The sequence below is a fragment of the Halomicrobium zhouii genome, from assembly GCF_900114435.1.
Classification (GTDB): Archaea; Halobacteriota; Halobacteria; order Halobacteriales; family Haloarculaceae; genus Halomicrobium; species Halomicrobium zhouii.
In genome coordinates this window covers 529031-548743 of sequence record NZ_FOZK01000003.1, presented here as the reverse complement: position 1 = coordinate 548743, position 19713 = coordinate 529031, and the positions used below count along the sequence as shown (strand labels likewise).

At 66.5% G+C, this 19713-nt stretch carries 16 protein-coding genes and 1 pseudogene; 6 read left to right on the top strand and 11 right to left on the bottom strand.

Features of this window, described 5'->3' with window-relative positions:
* Positions 1-123 precede the first annotated feature (123 nt).
* Entirely contained in the window at positions 124-915 is a 792-nt protein-coding gene (locus BM337_RS16450) for an MBL fold metallo-hydrolase (protein ID WP_089817898.1), read from the top strand.
* On the opposite strand, the gene BM337_RS16445 is transcribed toward BM337_RS16450, so the two are convergent.
* The 4 genes from BM337_RS16445 to BM337_RS16430 all read right to left on the bottom strand — a co-directional run bounded on the left by BM337_RS16445 (position 900) and on the right by BM337_RS16430 (position 6337).
* On the bottom strand, positions 900-3092 hold the full coding sequence (locus tag BM337_RS16445) for a sensor histidine kinase (RefSeq protein ID WP_089817896.1): 2193 nt from the start codon (positions 3090-3092) through the stop codon (positions 900-902). The two genes, BM337_RS16450 and BM337_RS16445, sit on opposite strands and share 16 nt — an antisense overlap.
* 167 nt (positions 3093-3259) lie before the next feature.
* Entirely contained in the window at positions 3260-4417 is a 1158-nt protein-coding gene (locus tag BM337_RS16440) for a sensor histidine kinase (protein ID WP_089817894.1), read from the bottom strand.
* Positions 4418-4505: 88 nt separating this feature from the next.
* Positions 4506-5570: an mRNA surveillance protein pelota gene (locus BM337_RS16435; RefSeq protein ID WP_089817892.1), complete on the bottom strand. Its 1065-nt coding sequence runs from the start codon at positions 5568-5570 to the stop codon at positions 4506-4508.
* Positions 5571-5623: 53 nt separating this feature from the next.
* Positions 5624-6337 (bottom strand): DUF4013 domain-containing protein, encoded by a 714-nt coding sequence (locus BM337_RS16430; RefSeq protein WP_089817890.1) that lies wholly within the window; start codon positions 6335-6337, stop codon positions 5624-5626.
* Between the two features lie 254 nt (positions 6338-6591).
* Between BM337_RS16430 and BM337_RS16425 the strand changes: the two genes are divergently transcribed.
* Positions 6592-6957: a 1,4-dihydroxy-2-naphthoate octaprenyltransferase gene (locus BM337_RS16425; RefSeq protein ID WP_089817888.1), complete on the top strand. Its 366-nt coding sequence runs from the start codon at positions 6592-6594 to the stop codon at positions 6955-6957.
* 30 nt (positions 6958-6987) lie between these two features.
* Here the strand turns inward: BM337_RS16425 and rqcH are convergent, their stop codons facing one another.
* Positions 6988-9192, bottom strand: coding sequence for a ribosome rescue protein RqcH (rqcH, locus tag BM337_RS16420; RefSeq protein WP_089817886.1), 2205 nt, complete (start codon positions 9190-9192; stop codon positions 6988-6990).
* 58 nt (positions 9193-9250) lie between these two features.
* Positions 9251-10303: an NAD(P)/FAD-dependent oxidoreductase gene (locus BM337_RS16415; RefSeq protein ID WP_089817885.1), complete on the bottom strand. Its 1053-nt coding sequence runs from the start codon at positions 10301-10303 to the stop codon at positions 9251-9253.
* 186 nt (positions 10304-10489) lie between these two features.
* On the opposite strand from BM337_RS16415, the gene BM337_RS16410 reads away from it, so the two are divergent.
* Positions 10490-11119, top strand: coding sequence for a dTMP kinase (locus BM337_RS16410; RefSeq protein WP_089817883.1), 630 nt, complete (start codon positions 10490-10492; stop codon positions 11117-11119).
* A gap of 52 nt (positions 11120-11171) precedes the next feature.
* Here the strand turns inward: BM337_RS16410 and BM337_RS16405 are convergent, their stop codons facing one another.
* A complete protein-coding gene (locus tag BM337_RS16405) occupies positions 11172-11861 on the bottom strand; it encodes an MBL fold metallo-hydrolase (protein WP_089817880.1) in 690 nt (229 codons plus the stop codon).
* Positions 11862-11925: 64 nt separating this feature from the next.
* Positions 11926-12288, bottom strand: coding sequence for a DUF5615 family PIN-like protein (locus BM337_RS21925; protein WP_177227579.1), 363 nt, complete (start codon positions 12286-12288; stop codon positions 11926-11928).
* Between the two features lie 129 nt (positions 12289-12417).
* Here BM337_RS21925 and BM337_RS16400 point away from each other — a divergent pair, with 129 nt between their 5' ends.
* Complete coding sequence (locus BM337_RS16400) at positions 12418-12858, top strand: DUF6653 family protein (protein WP_089817878.1); 441 nt, start codon at positions 12418-12420, stop codon at positions 12856-12858.
* 175 nt (positions 12859-13033) lie between these two features.
* Here BM337_RS16400 and BM337_RS16395 read toward each other — a convergent pair whose 3' ends face one another.
* Positions 13034-14725, bottom strand: coding sequence for a tRNA uridine(34) 5-carboxymethylaminomethyl modification radical SAM/GNAT enzyme Elp3 (locus BM337_RS16395; RefSeq protein ID WP_089817876.1), 1692 nt, complete (start codon positions 14723-14725; stop codon positions 13034-13036).
* Positions 14726-15262: 537 nt separating this feature from the next.
* Between BM337_RS16395 and dgoD the strand changes: the two genes are divergently transcribed.
* Positions 15263-16390: a galactonate dehydratase gene (gene dgoD, locus BM337_RS16390; protein ID WP_089817874.1), complete on the top strand. Its 1128-nt coding sequence runs from the start codon at positions 15263-15265 to the stop codon at positions 16388-16390.
* A 97-nt stretch (positions 16391-16487) separates the two neighbouring features.
* Positions 16488-16583, top strand: a pseudogene (locus BM337_RS20730) (IS6 family transposase); the annotation flags it as partial.
* A gap of 176 nt (positions 16584-16759) precedes the next feature.
* Here BM337_RS20730 and BM337_RS16385 read toward each other — a convergent pair.
* Both BM337_RS16385 and BM337_RS16380 read right to left on the bottom strand, forming a co-directional pair.
* Positions 16760-17254, bottom strand: coding sequence for a cupin domain-containing protein (locus BM337_RS16385; protein ID WP_089817872.1), 495 nt, complete (start codon positions 17252-17254; stop codon positions 16760-16762).
* Positions 17255-17374: 120 nt separating this feature from the next.
* Positions 17375-19621 (bottom strand): OB-fold nucleic acid binding domain-containing protein, encoded by a 2247-nt coding sequence (locus BM337_RS16380; RefSeq protein WP_089817870.1) that lies wholly within the window; start codon positions 19619-19621, stop codon positions 17375-17377.
* Positions 19622-19713 lie beyond the last annotated feature (92 nt).

Here is a 19713-nt window from a genome sequence, read left to right as displayed (position 1 = left end):
GGTCTGTCGGTCGCTGACACCGCGGCCCGCGGCCGGCCACCTGCGCCCACCGGCGGCGTGGGTCCCTGAATTCGGTTCCCGCTGACGCCAACTGCTTTGGCCCTCCCACGAGTCGGTCCCCGTATGCGCGTCACGTTTCTCGGCACTGGTTCCGCGATGCCGACTGGCCACCGCTTCCAGACGGGTCTCCTCGTCGAGTCCGGCGACCACAGCCTGCTCGTCGACTGCGGCAGCGGCGTCCTCCACGCGCTCGAACGGACGGAGACGGGCTACGAGGACGTCGACGCCGTCCTCCTGACCCACCACCACCTCGACCACGTGTCGGATCTGGACGTCCTCCTCAAGGCCCGCTGGCTGGCCGGGGCGACGGAGTTGACCGTCGCCGGGCCGCCCGGAACGGAAGACCTGGTCGAGGGGATCTTCGACCTCCACGAGTACATGCGGGACCGCCTCGACCTGACCGTCCGCGACGTCGAGGGCTCGTTCTCCCTCGCCGGGTTCGACGTGGACTCGATGGCGGTTCGCCACTCGATGCAGTGTTTCGCCTACAGGTTCGTCGGCGCTGAGGGCGGGCCCCCGTTCGTCTTCAGCGGCGACACCGAGGCGTTCACGGAACTGGTCGAGTTCGCTGACGGAGCGGCGGTGTTCGCCCACGACTGCTCGTTCCCCGACGACGTCGACGTGTCGAACCACCCGACGCCGTCCCAGCTCGGCGGGGCCCTGGCCGAGGCGGACGCCGACCTGGGACGCGTCTACCTGACCCACCTCTATCCGCACACGGAGGGCCGGCACGAGGAGATGCTGGACTCCGTGGGCGACCACTACGATGGGGACGTGCGGTTCGCCGAGGACGGGCTCACCGTCACGCTCGACGAGGCCGTCGACGAGGCCGACCGTTCTCACTCCAGCTCGTAGGTTCTGACCGTCGAGAACGTCGCTTCGCACGGGTCACCGGGGACGGCGCTGGAGACGGCGAGGCTGGGACGCACCGGGTCCGCGAGTGCGACCCGTCGCTGGTCGAGGGCCACCCAGTCCGTCCCGTCGACGGAGACGGAACAGGTGAGTGTCTCCCCGGTGCGTTCCAGGCGGAACCACTCGTGGGGCTCGTTCTCGACCAGCACCGTCCGCGCGAGGTCGCCACCGGGTTCGGGCCGGTAGACGAGTTCCGTCTGCCCGCCGACCGTGCGCCCGATGGACCCGAACGCGTCTGTCTCACCGAGACCGTCGCCCATCCACAGGCCGGCGCTGCTCCTGTCGTGGACGTGGTCGACGGTCCGCAGTCGGGCCTGGATCCGGACCGAGCCGTCAGTCACGGCGTGGGCGACGTAGCAGGACCGCGGTCCAGTCTCCCCGGCCGTGTCGCACCGGACCGTCCACGTATCGGAACTCGGATCGTAATCTGCACTCCCAGCGACGTCGCCGCCGGGGACGGCCGATTCCTCGGTGAGGCGAATGCTGGGGCCGGTCTGGTGTGCGCTCTCGGGCTCCGTAACGACGAGGGCGTCGCGAAACTCGAACCTGGCGCCGCCGTCGGCACTCTCGGTTATCCGTATCGACCAGCCGTTCCGCTCGGCGACCTCCGCGACCAGTGCGAGCCCGGTTCCGCTCCCGTCCTCGGCCGTCGTGTACCCCCGCTGGAGGACCGTCTCCCGCTCCGACGGCGGGATGCCGGGCCCGTCGTCGCCCACGTAGAACCCGTCGTCGAGGGCGCCGACCCGGACGGTGACGTCGGCGCTGCCGTGTTCGACGGCGTCCTCTGGAGCGTCAGCGACAGAGGGCTCGCCGGACGGCTGTCGTCCGGCGGCGTCCTCCCGAGCGTGCGAGGGAGGGCTCGTGGAGCTATGCTCCACGGCGTCCGCTGGAGCGTCAGCGACAGCGGGCTCGCCGGACGGCTGTCGTCCGGCGGCGTCCTCCCGAGCGTGCGAAGGAGGGCTCGTGGAGCTATGCTCCACGGCGTTCCTGAGGAGGTTCTCGAGCAACGGCCGCAGTTCCCGTGCGGGCGCCCTGATGCGGGTGGGTTCGGGCATCTCTACGACCAGTTCGGCGTCCTCGGTCGCGACGAACGACCAGAGCTGTCGGGCGACGAACGGGACCTCGACGTACTCCCCGCCTCCGGCTCGCGGCGGCTGGCGGGCGAGGTGGTCCAGGTCGGTGAGCATCTCGTCGACGCGGTCGAGGGCCGCCGCGGCGGTATCGAGGGCGTCCTCGTCCCCGTCCTCTCTGGCCATCTCCAGGTGGCCGCTGGCGAGGTTGAGAGGGTTCTGCAGGTCGTGACTGATGTAGCTCGCGAACTGTTCGAGGCGCTCGCGCAACTGTTCGGCGCGGCGTTCCATCTCCTTGAGGTCCGTGACGTCCATCGCGACGCCGATCAGTCCCTTGTTCGACCCGTCGTCGGCTGGCCAGGGAACCTTGCTGACGCGCGTCCAGTGTCGGTTCCCCGGGGGGCCGGACGCCTCGTCCTGCTGGTGTATCGAAACTCCCTGCTCGACGACGCGCATGTCGTCGGCGTAGAACTCGGCGGCGGCCTCCGGGTCGTAGCTGTACACCTCGCGGTCGGTCTTGCCGACGATGGCGTCCTGGTCGGCGCCGCCCGGGACGTCCGTCATTCGAAGGTGGCGGCCCGCCTCGTCCTTGACGAAGACGGGGATCTCGAGCTCCGAGGTGAACGCCCGCAGCATGTCGCTCTCTTCGGCGGTCACGCGCTTTCGGTAGTAGCGCTCTCGTGACTCCTCGAGTACCTTTCGCAGTACCGACTCGGCGACCGGGCGCGGGAGGTACGTCGTGGACTCGAACCGCGAGAGGCGACTGAGCAGCGCTCGGTCGGCCTCGGGAGCGAGGTACACGACCGGCAGGAGATCGTCCCGCTCGGCGAGTTCAGTCCGGAAGGAGGCGACGTCGGGCACGCTCTCGTCGAGGACGACGCAGCCGATTTCGTCGAGGTCCACGAACGTATCGAGTGCGTCGCCGGGGTCTGGTTCGTGTCGGACGGTGGTATCGGACGCGTCGGCGAGTGCCGTTCGAACCGTCGCTACCGTCTCCACGTTCTCGCTGACGACGAGGACGGACGACGGTTGCTGGAGTATGACGTTCATCGGAACGCGGGCTGGCGGATGCTACGCACAAGGGCACGCGTCTCGGTATTAACTCTTGTTACACGGCCTGACGCCGGAGAATAATATCGCGACCACCTCCGAACCGCGTTTCTGGACGCGCCGCTCTCCATCGAGCCCCGTTCAGTCCGACGCGAATCGGCTTCCGTTCAGACTCGCTCTAACCGGACCCTGAACGCCGCTCCGCCCAGGTCGCTGTCCCCGACGCTGACGCCGCCGCCGTAGGATTCGGTGAGCGCGCGGACGAAGCCCAGCCCGAACCCGGTCCCCGTGCTCTCGGAGCCCTTGGCGCCCATCGCGAAGACGTCGTCTCGAACCCCGTCGGGGACGCCGCTCCCGTCGTCGTCGACGCTCACGACCACGTCACTGGGCCCGGTCTCGTCGACGGCCACTCGAACGGTCACTGGCCCGTCGTTGTGGACGGCCGCGTTCGAGAGGAGGTTACTGAACACCGATTCGAGCAGTTCTCCGCCGTAGACCCGGTACTCGGCGGCCGCCGGGTCGAACTCGACGGTGAAGTCGTCGAACTGCGACCGATTGTCCTCGACGACCTTCGTGAGGATGGCCCGCAGGTCCCGCGGTTCGGGTTCGTCCTGGGCTTCCAGCGTCGAGACGAGGTCGCCGACGCGGTCGATGAGGTCGGCCGAACTCTCCGCCGCGCGGTGGATGCGCTCGGCGTGTTCGCGAGCCTCGCCGTCGAGATCGGAGACGAGCGCGTCCGAGAACCCCGTGATGACCTGGAGGTCGTTGCCCAGGTCGTGGCGCAACAGCCGGTCGTACAGTTCGATCATCTCCTTGCGGCTCTCCAGGTCCTGGTGGGCCCGCTGGAGGCGCTCCCGGGACCGGATGTTGCTGATCGCCGTGGCCGCGTGAGACGCGAGGATGCCCATCGGCCGGACGTGCGCGTCGCCGAACGCTTCGTGGGAGGTCGACCGCATCACGAGGACTGCGGTCACCTCGTCGACTATCTGCGCCGGCACTGCCATCGCCGCCGTCACGCCGGAGTCGGGGTCGACGCGCGCCGCGGCCCCCTCGCGGACGGCGGTCTCGTGAGTCTCGAAGGCCTCGACGGCCATCTCGCTCGGTTCGTCGCCGGGCGAGAGGGCCGGGTTCGTGCTGTGACTCACGCTGAGGTCGCCGTCGCTCACCTCGACGAAGGTGGAGTGAGCCGTCCCGAACAGGAGCGACATCGCCTCGAGGGTGAGTGAGACGACCTCCTCGACCGTCTCGCACCGGTTGAGCGCCTGGCCGTACGTGTTGAGGTCGGCTACCTGGCTCGCGAAATCCGCCTGGTCTTCGAATGTCATGTGGTGGCGTGGCTCCCCGATGGCCCGGATTACCTGAACGAAGCCGTACCGGTAAAAAACGGTTTCGGCGCCGGTATCAGAAACTGAACTACTCGATCCGGTAGCGCAACAGCGCGGCGATGCCGCCGAGGTTGGCGAGTTGCTGCCCGGGGTCGAACTCGCCGGAGAAGACGACCACCTCCCCGCCCTTCTGCTCGGTCGTCTCGATTATCTCGTCGACGTCGACGCTCCACTCCGCCGCCGAGCGCTCGCGCCGGAGGTGTTCGTCGAGGACGAGCAGTTCCTCGATGGCGCCGAAGTCGGCCGCCTCGGCGACGGATTCCGGCCCGTAGGCCACTTTGGCTCCCTCCGCGATGCGTTTGGTCAGTTCGTCTATCTTGTCGGCCTCCTCCGCGATGCGAGTCTCCGCCTGGACCTCCTCGACGGCGCCGCGCTTGAGCACCTCGTGGACGCCGCGGTCGCCGACGCCGCTGGTGTCGACGACGCTCATCTTCTCTGCGACCTCGGGCGCCTCGTCCTCGATGTAGTCGAGTGCGTCTTGCTTCGTGAAGCCCGGCCCAGCCAGGATGTAGGCGTCGACGTCCTGCCGGCGGAGCACGTCGGTCAGTTCGGCGAACAACTCGTCGCGCGGGCGAGCGTAGTCGCCCTTGCCGGTCGTCGCCGTGATGGTCGCTCGCTCTTCCGTCCCGTACTGGGCGACCGTGTGGAGGTGCGCCTCGCCCTCCTCGACGGTGGCGATGGCGACGTCGGGGTTCTCCGTCGCCTCGACGGCGTCCTGCAGGCGCTCCTCCTGGTCGGGTTTCCACCACTTCTCGACCTCGATTTCGGTGTTGGGTTCGACGTTGACCGTGTGGTGGAAGCCGAGCTGGTCCTCTCGGGAGCAGCCCACGATCTCGCCGCTCACCCGCAGCCGGTTGGCGAACTTCGCGAACTCGACGTCCTCGACGCGGAGGGCGACCCACATGTGCTCGCGCTCCCCGCCGGTGTCGCGCATCTGGTCGTCGTTGCGCTGGATGCGCCGGGTAGTGTCGCCGGAGACGGTGTCGCCGGGTTCGAGCACGTAGGTGAGGTGCCAGAGGTCGTCGAGCGTCTCCGGCACGAGTTCGACGCGCTCGCGACCCTGCTCCGTCTGCTCCCGGCCCTGGATACGCATATACTGTGACTTCCGGTTCGCAAAACAAGTGTGCTGTTATTCGGACCGCGCTCTCACGCGGCCGACTCGTCGATGGCGACTTCCTCTCGCTCGGCCACGACGGGCAGATCGCTGATCCCCTCGCCGATGGCGTAGGCGGCCGCGATGGTGCCGTAGTAGACGACGAACGCACCGAGGATGGCGCCGATGCCGGTCGCGGAGAGGGCGCCGCTGATCGCCGAGGCCACCAGCGTCACCGCGAAGGCGACGACCCAGGCGACGGCGAACCCGCGGTGACCACCGATGGACCGGAGCTGTGAGGGCGAGAACGCCGCCCCGAGTCGGTCGGTCCGGGCGAACGCCGCCACGGCAGCGGGCACGACGTACGCGAACGCGAGCGCGACGAGCATGGAGAGCAGGAACACCACCAGGCCGACCAGGAAGCCGAGGGCCGCCAGGCCGCCGCTGGGTTCACCGCCGTTCGACGCGACTACCGGCACGAACCAGCTGAACACCGCGAAGGCGACCAGAGCGGCCGGGATCAGCGAGTAGACGACCGAGATGACGAACACCTTCAGGCCGTCGACGAACAGCGTCCCCCAGTCCTCCCAGGCCGGCGGCTCTGCGACGTCGCCCCTGCTCACCCGCCGGATGACTTCGAGCCCGTAGCCGAGCACGAAGAACATCGGCAGGACGAATACGCCCAGGAGCGTGAGAATCCCTCCGATGGCGACGTTCTTGACGTTGTCTGCTCCCTTCCACGGATAGCGAATGGCTTCTTCGAACATTGTGTGTCTCCGTTAACCCCGGGAGGCCGTCACCGACCGCGGTGGCGTTGCTGCCGACCAGTAATTAACGTCTAGTGATAGGTTCGGTGAGGAGATAAAGCTAGCTGGTCTGTGTGGGGTGGCGCTGTCTCGCTTCGCCGAGTGATTGCCGTCCGGGCAGGGGCTCAGTCGTTTGGCCTGCCAGCTCGTCGGGAGGGAGGCCACCGACGCCCGCTCATGTGAAAATTAATGACAACTCGATATGGAATCAAACTATGGGCGAGTCGCTGTTTCGCGTCAAACTCGGTCTGGTCGGAGTGGTTTCGATACCGATCGTCGTCGTGATCATGCGTGCAGGACTCGCGAAGGGTGGACCGTGGGACCCGTTCGAAGCCGCAGCGGTCGCGATTATCATAGTCGCGATTCTCGTCTTCAAGGCGACCGAGGCGGAGCTCTCCACATCGCAGGGGGGAATCGCCCTGGCGCTGTTGCTCCTGCTGGTCCTCGGGATGGTCCTCGTGAACGCGATTAGCACCGGCGAGCGCGTGAACCGTGCGTTGCTCGGCAAGTTCGGGCTCGGGTTCGCAGTCGCAGCGGCGTTCGTCGGGTGGCCGTACCTGTCTGATCGCGGCGACGAGTGAGGACTGGTCCGCCGTAATTCTCGCGTTCGCTCACTCCACCGACCGACTGCCGCCGGGCGGCAGGAACTCCTGGATGCGGTCCGGGCTGGCGACCTTGCGCACGAAAGAGTCGTCCGCGAAGCGCGTCTTGAACTCGCGGTAGAGGCGCTTGGCGATGTCGTTCTGGGCGAACTGGCCGGGTTCGACGCGGATGGTCGTCTCGGCCTTCGGTTCGATGGCGGGCGTCGGCCCGCCGACGACCTGCGTCTCGTCCTCGCAGGTGATGCCGACGGAGACGTCCACCTCCTGGTCGCGGAAGTACGTCCGGTCGCCCCGAATCGCGAAGCCGCCCTTCTCCAGGTACTCGCCGCTCTCGGGTGTCTTCGACACCTGGTCGGGGTCGACCATGTACACGTCGCCGGCGTGTTTGCCGTCCTTCCAGACGGAGGAGTAGGAGACGGCGAACGTGGCCGCCTGGTCGAGACTGGAGTCGGGGAGGTCGACGTCCTTCGCCGCCTCGCTCGGCCCGGTGGCCTTGAGCACGGTGATGGGGCCGCCGTGGGCCTGCGCGTGGAACACCTTGTCCCCGTTGTCGAGGTACTTCTTGACGAGTTCCTCGTTCTGGTCGGCGTTGCGCCCGCCGATGACGAGGAAGCCGTCGCTGGTGTGGAACCAGCGGAACCGCTCGTACCACTGCTCGGTCTGGCGGACCGGGATGGAGTTCATCCCGAGCCAGTCGACGTCTTCGTTCTCTCCGTCCGCGTCCTCGCCGTCCCCCTCGGCTGCGCCGTTCCCCGCTTCCTGGTCCGCGGCCTCCCACCGGTCGCGCCGCGCTTTGGCGTCCTCCAGGTCCTCGCGCGTGTCCTCGATGGCTGCCTGGGCGCCCTCCTTCTTGCCCTCGATGCGTTTCGCCTCCTGGTAGAGCAGGTCGGCGTTCTTCTCGACGCCCATCGAGGCGTCGACCGTGACCTGCGTGTCGTCGATGTCGAGGGTGACCGTCCCCTCGCTGCCGTCGAGGCCGACGACGGCCTCGGCTTCGGGGATGCCCTGTTCTTTCCCCGCCTCGAACTTCGCCTCGATGTCCTCCCACGGGACGTCCTCGTCGCGGGCACCCTGGATCGTCGAGAGGATCTCGGCGACCAGGTCGTAGCGCGCGTACAGCAGTTCGGCCTTCTCCCGCTCGGCGTCGGCCTGTTCCTCGAAGTCGTCGATGGCCTCCTGCTGCTGGCGGATGATGTGCTCGTACTTGTTGATCTCCGCCTCGAAGTCGGGGCGGTCGCGGCCGCCGCCACCGCTCTCGGCCGCGTCCGTCTCGAAGTTGTAGAAGTAGTCGTCCAGCGCCGCGGTGAACGTCTCGAACGTCTCGCTCCGGAGGTGCGAGTACTCCTCCAGGGCGATGGGCGTCGCGTCGACGCGCCGGCCGGGAGTTCCATCCTCGCCGTCGTTCCCTTCGCTGTCGCTCCCGGCGGCTTCCGCCCCATCTTCGCCGCCGTCCTCGTCGTCCATCTCGTAGTAGACCCGCGGGTCGAGGTCGGACTCCCGCAGTTGCGTCGCGAGCCCGTCGACGGCGTCGTACAGCGCCTCGAACTCCTCGTCGGTGGTGTCCTCGACGGCCTGGTTGTACTCGACGCCGGCCCGGCTGCACAGCTCCTCGCCGTAGAGGCCGCCGAAGTTGAGCTGGGTCGCGAGCGTCCGCACCACGTCGGCGTCGGACTGCTTCAGCCGGGCGACGAACCCCTCGTAGTCCACCGTCAGGGGGTTGAACCGCGCCGACGGGAACTCGTAGGTCGCGCCCGGGGCGACGGTCCGGGATTTGAGTCGCACCGTCTCCAGGCAGTCGACGACCTCGCCGTGTTCGTCCAGCACGGCGACGTTGCCGTCGCCGAACAGTTCGGCCACGACCGTCGTCGAGTTGTCCTCGCGCTCGAAGTGGAACTGGACGATCCGGTCGAACTCGAACTGCTCGATTCCGACGAGGTCGGCGCCCGACAGGCGGTTCCGGAGCATCATCGCGAAGTTGGGCGGCCGGCCCGGCGCGTCGGGGACGTGTTCCTGGGCGACGACGTGGGCGCGCTTGGTCTCGCCGACCTCTATCAGCAGTTCGACCCGCCCCTCGTCGAAGTCCCGCAGTTTCAGCCGGAGGAGTTCGTCGTCCTCGTAGAGGTAGGCCTTGTCGAGTTTGGCCCCCTCGTACCGTCGCAACTCGCCGACCAGCGCCGCGAGGTCGACGCTCGTCAGCTCCCGCTTCTGGTCCATGCTTGGTCCTACGGTGCGCGACGCAAAACCGCTTCGAAGCCCGCTCAGCAGCCGGCCGCTACCCGAGCCGCTCCGCGACCGCGTCGCCGGTCTCCAGCCCGCTCCGGACCGCCGCGTGGAGTCGCGCGTCGCCCGCGACCCAGTCGCCGGCGAAGAAGAGGTCGTGGTCGGTGGCGTCGTCGAGCGCTCCCACGGCGGGCCCGCCGTTCGGCAGCGCGTACCGCCAGTGCTGGTGGTCGGTCCAGTCGGGGGTGCCGAGTCGCTCGTCGTCCAGCAGCGCCGCGGTCTTCTCCGACGCGGCGTCGACGATCGAGGGCGCCGGCTGGTGGTAGTACTCGGCCGACCAGTCGGGCGCCATCTGGACGAGCAGCAGGCTCTCGCCGTCGGGGACGTGTCCCGGCTTGCACTCCTCCCGGGCCACCCAGCCGACGTCGTGACCCTCGCCCTCACTCTTGCCCTCGTTCACGAGCGCGTAGTAGGGCACGTCGAGTTCGAAGGGGTAGTGGAGGACGACGGAGATGATCGTCCGGAACGGGACCTGCGCGATGGACTTCCGGAGGTCGCGACAGTCGCCGTGCTCCCACGCCGCCTGTCCCAGCAGGTCCGCCGTCTGCGGCGCCGGCGGCGTCAGCACGAGCGCGTCGAACGTCCCCCGGTCGTCCCCCTCGTCGTCGACGACGCGCCACGTCTCGTCGTCGCGTTCGAGCGTCTCGACGCGGGTGTGGCGGTGGACGCTCGCGTCCGTCGCCGCGAACAGCCGCTTTGCGAGTTGCGTCAGCCCGGACTCGTAGGTCCACTTGTGGTCGGCAGCGTCCCCGTCTCCTTCCGCTATCTCCCCGTCGTCGTCGAAGGTCCACACCGGCTCTGTCACGTCGACGAGTCCGTCGGTCGATAGCTCCTCCGTGACGAGTTCGCTCACCCTGTCGTCGTCGCTCTTCAGGTAGTTCGCCCCGTACTCGTAGGTGCAGCCGCTGGCACGGCGCGTCGCGGCCCGCCCGCAGACGCCGCCGCTCTTCTCGAACACCGTCACGTCGACCGGGGCATCGCGCAACGCGTACGCCGCCGCGGCGCCCGCCGCTCCGGCGCCGACGACGGCCACCGTGGAACTCATGTGCCCGACGACGGCCTGGTCTCACTAAAATACCCCCTCTATTCGAGTATTGGAACGGGGATTCGACGGAAAGGTGTGGTCGCTATTTCTCGGTGCATACGGGAATCTACCACAGCGAACCACATTCTACTCGAAGCTCGGGTCGAACTGTTATGGATTTGTAGTGACACGTCTTCCTTACACAGTATGGCCGGAACATTCGTCGTGCTTGAGGGGGGTGCTGGAACCGGCAAGTCGGCCCTCTTGGATGCGCTTTCTGGTGAATTCACCCGAAGGGGTATTTCGATAGAAACCGTCCCCGAGTTCGCGGAGGCATCGGTTGGAGAGTTCGTGGCGGATGAACTTGATAGGGGTGACGGTCAGCAGTTCCAGGAACGAGCGTGTTCGTTGAGTGCAGGAATGCTCGCTAACTGCTGTTACCAGGCTGAGACAGTGATAAATGATGCACTCGAGACCAACGAGATCGTCCTCACCGAGCGATACCTCGACTCGGTAGCCGTCTACAATCTGCCGCTGGTCGAACAACGTTCGGGGAGTACATTTCCACCAATTATCGACGCTACCGATCGAGCTCTGCCAGTCTCTCCCGACCTAACCGTCCTGTTAACGATGAACGACCAAACGAGGCGGGAGCGCTTCCGGAACGACCGGCCGGAATTACTGGAACAGGGGTCTGTTCCAGACCGGTTTTCCCAGCGGCAAGCCCGGTTTCGAGAACGACTCGCCGGACGTGATGACGTGTTAATTTTCGAAAACGACGACTCCCTCGAAACCGCTGCCGCCACGTTAGCCGAGGAAATAAACCGCGAACGGTAGGCAGGTCAACTACGTCGATCCGGAAGAGATGCACTCTATCTCTGTACACGAATCACAGACGTTCGGCCAGCGCGAGCAGGGCATCGTCCCCACCGGATCGAATCGGTTCGCCGTGGGCCATCGCGGCGATATCGAACGGACCCGTCCGCTCGGCCAGGTCACGGATGCTCTCCCGTAATTCTCGCATATCGTACGAGTCGAGCCAGAACGGTGGGGTGAGCGCGCCCTCGTCCTCCCAGACGAGGTCACCGAGAAATGCCACCCCGCTGTCGTGGACGTAGACGGCGTGGCCCGGGTTGTGCCCTGGCGTCAGGTAGACCGTGAACTTTCCGACGCGGTCGCCGTCGTCGACGGGGCGGACGTCCATCTCGCCGGGGAGCGGGAACAGCCGACGCGTCACGCGGTGGAACAGGCCCTTGTGGTGGGCCCACTGGGGGTGTGAGTCGTGATTGAGGAAGTCGTAATCGGGCCGGCCGAGGTAGACTGGACCGTCGAACTCCGGGAGGAGGCGCTTCAGCCCGCCGACGTGGTCGAGGTCGTAGTGGGTGATGAGAACCCTGTCCAGATCACCGACGGCGTAGCCCGCGTCGGCGAGTTCGTCGCGCACGGAGGGCTCATTCCACCAGAGGCCGGCGTCGACCAGTGTGAGGTCGCCGTCGTCGACGAGAAAGGAGTTCGAGGCGAACGGCGGGATCAGCCCAAGGTCCAGGTACCAGGCCCCGTCCGCCAGCTTCCGTGCCATTACTGGCTGACTAGCGGGTCAAGGGTCAAAACGGCGGCGTATTGTGGCGCTGAACGTCCCCTTGTCACCCTGCCTCGACTACGATAACCACTGGTCGAGCCAGACCAGTTCGGTCGTGAATTTTGTCGGCGGGTTCTGTGACAGTCCTCGCTCGACCGCGCGAACGACGCTTTCTGGGTCGTCGCGGAGCAGGCCGGCTCTGTGTAGACAAAGATTCCGTCGTAGTCGACGGACTCGGACAGGGGTCCCGCAAAATTCTTCTTGTCGTTCGTCCCGGGATTCGACCGTCGTCGGCGCAGAATTCGATCTGTTGCTCGTCGTCAGTCCCCTCGCCGAGAGCGCCGTTAGCCCTCAGCACCTCGTGACCGTTCGAACAGAGCGCCGAGATGAATACTCTCGGAACGTGCTCGTCGGTCAGAAACTGCATTCGGTTCTGTCGAAACCTGTGGCAGATGATATACTCTCACCTGGTTCAGTCAGTACAGGGAAAGCACGCCTCGTTCACCACAGAACGTGTGTGCAACAAATTAATGGGAGGCGTTCGTCCACCTCCACTATGGCACTAACCGACCTTCTCGGAGAGGATTTCTGGGCTCGGCATACGAATCCGTGGAGTGGCTATACTCGCCTCCCGATGGGGCCAGTCTTACTGCTCGGTCTGTACCGTCGGGACTGGCGGATGGTCGGCCTGACGCTGCTTTACGTTCTTCTCAATCCGATTCTCTTCCCGGAGCCCGAAAGCAAGGACGCGTGGATAAGCCGGAGCGTCCTGGGAGAGCAACTCTGGCTCGAAGACGGCCACGAGGTATTCGAGGCCAATCTGCCCGGTCTTCTCAACGGGCTGAACGCCATCGCGTACTGCTACGGTCTCTATGGAGCGTACAAACATAATCCACGAGTGACAGCGCTTGGCAGTGGGATCGCACTCTCGTGTAAACTCGTCTACCTCGACGTCCTCGTGCGGTACTACGACGAACACGCCCCCGTAGAGGACTGAACCTGCGCAAGCCGACCGGGGTGCACTCTCACATTTCGTCGATGCATACGTGCGTCTACTGTAGCACCCCGATGCGGATCCCCCTCGATTCTGGGATCTCCGCCGAGGGTCCCTTCGCTACGGAGGATCTGAGCCATTACGTCCAATTAGCCCGTCCCGCGATACAAGCATCCGCTCACAACCGCTTCGAGACGTACGGCCCGTCCTGGCGATACCCGAGCTTCTCCCGGTAGTACTCGCGCACGCCGATACCGGAGATGACGGCGAGCTTCGCGTAGCCGGCGTCGGCCGCCAGCTCCTCGGCCGTCGCCAGCAGGCGGCGGCCGTAGCCGCGGTGCTGGTGCTGGCCGACGGCGTCGTCGCCGGACTGGTCCTCGGCGCTCTGTGCTACGCTCCCGACGCCGACCTGACTCCCGTAGACGTGGAGTTCGCGGACGATTGCGGCGTCGTCGAGTTCCCGTCGCACGGGGTCGTTCGGGAACCGGAGTCGACAGAACCCAACCAGGAGGTCCTTCTCGAAGTCCTCGAAGGAGATGAAGTGCTCCGTGCCGCCGCCGGACTCGTAGGTCATCACGTCCAGTTCGACGTTCTCCGGGTCCTCGTCGTTCATCCCGACCTCGCGACAGCGGACGCAGTCGCAGGTCCAGCCGTGTTCCGCCATGCGCTGGCGGGCCAGCTGGCGGAGGTTGGACTTCCAGACGCCGCCCTCGATGAAGTCCGCGGGGATGTCGCGCTGGACGCGCTGGAGGCGCGTGTATCGGGGGATCATGTCCTTGATCTCGGCGACGAGTTCGGCGGCCTCCTCGTTCTCCAGGGGCTGGAACTCGTCCTTGCGGTACCAGTCGTAGGTGACGGTGCCCTCGACGACGAGCGTCGGGTAGATCTTGAGGTAGTCGGGCCGCCAGTCGGAGTTCTCGAAGATGCGCCGGAAGTCCTCCAGGCACATCTCCTTGGACATCCCGGGCTGGCCGGGCATCATGTGGAAGCCGACCTTGAACCCCGAATCCCGGAGCCGTCGGTTGGCGTCGATGGAGTCCTGCGTACCGTGGCCGCGGTGCATCTCGCGGTTGATCCGCTCGAACGTGGTCTGGACGCCAACCTCGACCTTGGTGCCCCCCAGATCGAGCATCCGGTCGATCTGCTCGGGGTCGCACCAGTCGGGCTTGGTCTCGAACGTCGTCGCGACGTTGCGCACGTCGGCCGTCTCGTTCTCCGCGACGACGTCCTCCAGGTAGCGGAACTCGTACTCGTCGGGGTCCTCGGCGAAGCTGACGCCCTCGGCGGGTTCGGGCGGCGCGTCGACGTCGAAGTCGTTCATCGCCTCCAGCGCGCGCTTGACGAACCACTCCTGGTAGTCGTGTGACCGGGCCGTCATCGTCCCGCCCATCAGGATCAACTCGGCCTTGTCGACGGGGTGACCGATCTGTCGCAACTGGTTGAGCCGCAGCGTCACCTGGCCGTAGGGGTCGTAGTCGTTCTGCTCGCCGCGCGCGGCCGCGGGCTCGTGGCCGGTGTAGGACTGCGACGACGAGAACTCCGAGTCGGGGCCGCCGGGGCAGTAGAGACACTTCCCGTGGGGACACCGCTTCGGCGAGGTCATGATGGCGATGGGAGAGACGCCCGACGCGGTCCGGACGGGCTTGCGCTGGAGGACCTCCTCTAACTCTTCGCGCTGCTCGTTCGGGACGTAGTCCATCAGCTCCGAGTTCTTGGGGACCTTGGGCGCGGAGTACTCCGAGCACACCTCCATCTTCGCGCTCTCGACGTCGTCGCGTTCCAGGTCGCCCGCGAGGATTCGCGAGACGAGTTCCTCACAGACCTGCTCGAATGCCTCCGTCTCCGTGGGGTCTGTCGTCTCGGTACTCATCGGTTCGGTTGCCTGGATGTGGTCGTTTCGCGCGAATAAGGGTATCGCTCCGAGGAAAGGTGTTCTCAGAGTCAGCTCGAATCGTTTAGTTGAGTGTGTGTAGTGAGGGGGTGGTTCTTCTGGGCTGGTGCTGGAAGAAACGAGACCGCAAACAACCAGAAAGCCCTCGGTGTGCTCCGGTCCCGGGGCTTGCTGCGCTCCTCACTCCGTTGCGGTGCTTACTGCGCCCGGGTTCCCGGAGCCCACCTCGCCCTTTCAGTCCTCCAGGTCCCGCACCGCAACCCTGCCCTTCCCCCGGTCGCGGCATGAACGCCGCTCCCGGCCGGGCGGTTGCCGAGCGGTCAGGAAGCGTGTCGCTGGCCGGACGGCGAGCGACCGGGGAGGGTGGCGGTCCAATCGCGAGTGCGTTTCACCGCGAGCGCGCCGAGGGCTATCGACGTGTTTGCGTCTGTGCTCGCTGCGAGAAGTACGAACCAGCCAGCAGCTCAGTATTTCACCTGCACATATCTATTTGAGGGTTCACTCTGGAGCCGATGTATGGAAGTAACCGACTACGAGCTGTTTGAGGTACCGCCGCGCTCATTGCTGTTGAAGGTCGAGACGAACGATGGCCTCGTCGGATGGGGCGAACCAGTCCTGGAAGGACGGGCGCAGACGGCCGCTGAGGCGGTTCGGGAGCTGATGGACACCTACATTGTCGGTGCTGACCCCTACGACATCGAACTGCTCTGGCAGCAGATGTACCGCAGCGGCTTCTACCGCGGCGGTGCGGTCCTGATGAGTGCGCTCTCGGGCATCGATCAGGCGCTCTGGGACATCAAAGGGAAGGCGCTGGGGGAACCCGTCTACGAATTACTCGGCGGGAAGGCCCGCGAGCGGATCAAACTGTACGCCCACGTCAGCGGGGATGACCTCGGAGACGCTGCGCGCAGCCGTGTCGAGGAGGGGTTCAGTGCGATCAAAAGCGGACCCGGCGTCGATCTCGAACACATCGACCGGACTCCGGCCGTCGAGGAGGCCCGCGAGAACGTGCGAACGATGCGCGAGGCTGTCGGCGACGACGTGGACCTGATGTTGGACTTCCACGGCAAACCGTCGAAACCGATGGCAAAGCGACTCGTCGGCGAGCTCGAAGAGTTCGACCCGATGTTCTACGAGGAACTCCTCGGCCCGGAAAAGAACGACCTGCTCCCGGACCTCGCTGAGCGAACAAACGTCCCTCTCGCGACCGGCGAGCGGTTGTACGGACGCTGGGAGTTCAAAACCCTCCTCGAAAGCGGCGCCGTCGACGTCATCCAGCCAGACATTTCCCACGCCGGTGGAATCACGGAACTCCGGAAGATAGCGAGTATGGCCGAAACGTACGACGTGGCGCTCGCGCCTCACTCGCCGCTGAGTTCGGTCGCGCTCGCAGCAAGCCTTCAGGTGGACGCCTGCACGCAGAACGCGATCATCCAGGAGCAGATCGTGTTGAACGAGGACGTCCCGAACTACCTCACGGATATGAGCGTCTTCGAGCACGACGACCAGGGGTACGTCGACCTCCCCAGCGCCCCCGGACTAGGCATCGAGGTCGACGAAGACTTCGTGCGTGAGATGGCGACCGAGGACGCGTGGGATGCGCCGGTCGTGCGCCGGAAGGACGGTAGTATTTCCGAGTGGTAACCCGGGGACCACTGTGTAGTTGAAGGGATTGAGAAGTGAGCAGGCCGTTGCGAGAGGTGTTCACGTCACTCGCAGACCTGCTCGGAGAACCCTGGTAATGGACAGCCAGGACGTCTGGGAGAACGAGCGTACACCGACACCAATCCGGCGGTTTGGGGCGCGTCTCCACACGACGGGGCTGTCGATCAGCGAGCCCTACCCGAACGGACGTGAGGGTATCCCGCTCAGCGATCGCGAGCGGGAGGTCGGCTCCGCCGCCAAGCAAGGCGAGGGCTTTCAGGCTGTTTTCCCCAGCAATCCCGTTGTAGTACTACCCCTCCGCAGACGCCTTCACCTGCTGACCGATCGATCCACGCGCTACGTCCCCAGTCACTCTTCGTCCCAGTACGCCACTTCCGCGTTGCGGTCGAGGTACGTCGAGAGCGTCCGCTCGTCCTTCGCTCCGCCCGGAGCGCTCCCGGCGTACAGTCCCACTTTGTCGTCGTCGGGATAGACAGTAATATCGGGCTCGTTCATCGTCGACATCATCAGGTAGCGCAGGCCGCCCTCGCCGCCTTCGATGGCGTGGGTTCCCGCTTCGCCGCGCGGGAGCGCGACGTAGTCCCCTGCCGAGAGGTCGTGTTCCTCGGCGTCGGGCCCGAGAGAGATAGTCCCAGTCCCGGAGAGCACGAAGAGTGCCTCTTCGTTGCCTTCGTGGTAGTGGCGGAGCCAGTCCTGCTTGCCCTCGGGTAGTTCGTACAGACTACAGCCGAGTTCGTCGCCGGCAGTCGCCGCGCCGAGTTGCTTCCGCCGGAACTCGTGGTCGCCGTGTTCCACGTCGCTCCACTCCAGGTCTGCCTCGTCGACGAGCTGGTCGTCTGACATGCCGCGACGGTACCCGGCAGTACCCCTTGAATCATTCCCCGGGCTGGGAGGCGTTCACATCCGGAAACGACCGTGAGCGTCGTCACTGGCGAGCGAAGCGAGCCGGAGGAAGGTGGTCCGTTACTGCGTGCCGGCGACGACGTCGAGCGTCGCGTCCAGCACGTCGTCGCGCTCGCCGGCGAGGAACCGGATGCTCTGCTCGCGCGCACTTCGCGCGCTCACGCCCGCGTCGGGGACGCGCTCGGCGACGTCCCAGGCGACCTGGTGGACGTCGACGTGGTCGTCGGTGCGGACGTATAGCGTGTCCGTGTCGAGGCCGACGAGGACGTCCACGTCGTCGCTCTGCTGACGGTACAGTTCGTCGAGCAGGAGCGTCGACGGCGGGAAGTCGTAGCCGTGGGTGAACGCCGCCGTGTCGAGGATGGCGACGTCGACGTCGCCGACGGTGTCGACGTCGAGGTTCGCGCTGGCCGTCTCGACCTCGGTGTCGAGTTTCGTCCGGAACTGCTCGGCGATGTTGGCGGCGAGGCCGCCGACGTCCGTCTCGTCGTCGCCGAACAGCAGGTCGATGACGAGTTCGCGCTTGTCCTCGTAGGACTGGTAGAACGCCTCCAGCGCGACGGCTTCACGGAGCTGGCGGACCGCGTCGGCGTCGTAGCCGGCGTCGGCGGCGGCGTCGAGGTACGCCTCGGGCGTGTCGTCCCAGAAGCTCACGGCGGGGAGGTGCTCCAGGTCGGCCCGGACGTCCTCGTTGACGTGGGCGGCGACGTTGGCGGCCAGCGCCGTCGCGGTGGTCTCCGGCGAGTCCGAGAGCGCCGGGCTGAGGATGGTGTCGACGGACTCGACCACCTCGTCGTCGGCGTCGGCGTCGTCGAGGACGACCCGCGGCGCGCCGTAGACGTCCAGCAGTTCGAAGCCGTCGAGGCTCTCGCGGGTGCCGCCGGCGGCGACGAAGACGAACAGCGGCACCTTCTCGTCGTGTCGCTCGCGGTTCTCCAGCATCTGGGTGGCGTCCTTGGTGGCGTCGTCCATGTCGTAGACGCCGCCCTCCAGGGGCCGCCGGTCGAAGTAGTGGTACTCGGCGTCGGCGCGGCGGTGCTCCTCGCGGACGAGGGGCAATGTCGCGCGTTCGATGGCGACGCCGGCGACGTAGCCGTCGGCCGTCGCGGAGTGGCGGACGATGACCGGGCGGTCGGTGATGACGGCCTTGCGGATGGCCGTCGCGGCCTCGACGAGACTGTCGCTCAGTCCCTCGATGGCCGGGTCGTCGGCCAGCGGGTCGACGGCGTCGGGGCGGGCCCGCGCGTCGAGCGCGTCGGCCATCCGCTCTTCGACCGTCTCGCGCTCGTCGGCTTCGAGCGCCTCGAGCGACTCGGTCTCGACCTGCAGTTCGCCGCGCCGGTCGCGGACCTCGCCGTCCAGGCGGACGACGTCGTCCTCCTCGACTTCGGGGTAGGCGCGCACGCCGGCTTCGACGAAGGCGGCGCAGTCGACCGTCCCCGTCTCGTCGCGGACCTCGAACACCGTCGGGCCGCTCGTCTGGCGGACGTTGGTCACCTCGCCCTCGAGGCGGACGTCGTCGCCGACGCGGTCCTCGAGGTCGCCGATCTGCACGCGCTCGTACTCGCGCTCCTGGACGACGGCGCCGCCGGCCGTTGCGGTCTCGGCGACGTCGGAGCCGTTCCGGTCGTCGGCCGAACTGGCGCCTTCGCTCGCGGCGTCGCCGGTACTGCTCTCGGCGATGGCGCTCGCGGCCTGCTCCACGCGCTCGTCGTCGGTGTCGTCGACTGCGCCGTCCTCCACGTCGGCCGCGCCGGTCGAAGCGGTCTGGCCGGATTCGCCAGCGTCAGTCGACCCCTGCCGGGAGTCGTCGCGCTCGGACTGCTCGGGGGGCGACGACTGGGTGACCGTTACCTGGCTGGCGTCGTCCTCCGACGCGTCCGTGCCAGCCGCCTCACTCCCGTTTCCCGCTCCGTCCACCTCGTCGGCGAGACGGGCGTGGTCGAACTCGGGGTCGTCGACGAGGACGCCGCGGAACTCGCGCTCGTCCTGTCGGATCGACCAGCCCAGGTCGATGTTGCCGTTGTCGCGGACGTTCTTGACCTTCACGAACACCTCGTCGCCCGGGTCCCAGTCGAGGGAGTCAAGGCGGCGGTCCAGTTCGCTCCGGTGAAGCAGGCCGGTGACGCTGTCACCGATGTCGACGAAGACGCCGAACTCGGCGAAGCCGTCCACGGAGCCACGATAGTAGCGGTTGTTCGTCAGTTGATTCGGGTGGTCGCCACGGAACTCGAACAGCACGTCTTCCTGGTGAAGGTCGCAAATGTGACCGTCGACAGACGTGCCGCAGATGATACACGAACCCATTGCACGGTGAAAGAATGCCGCCACTAAAACGGTTGTCGAATCTCCGCGAGGCCGGCGCGGGGAGGTTCGGCCCGAATTCGACGCCGGGATCC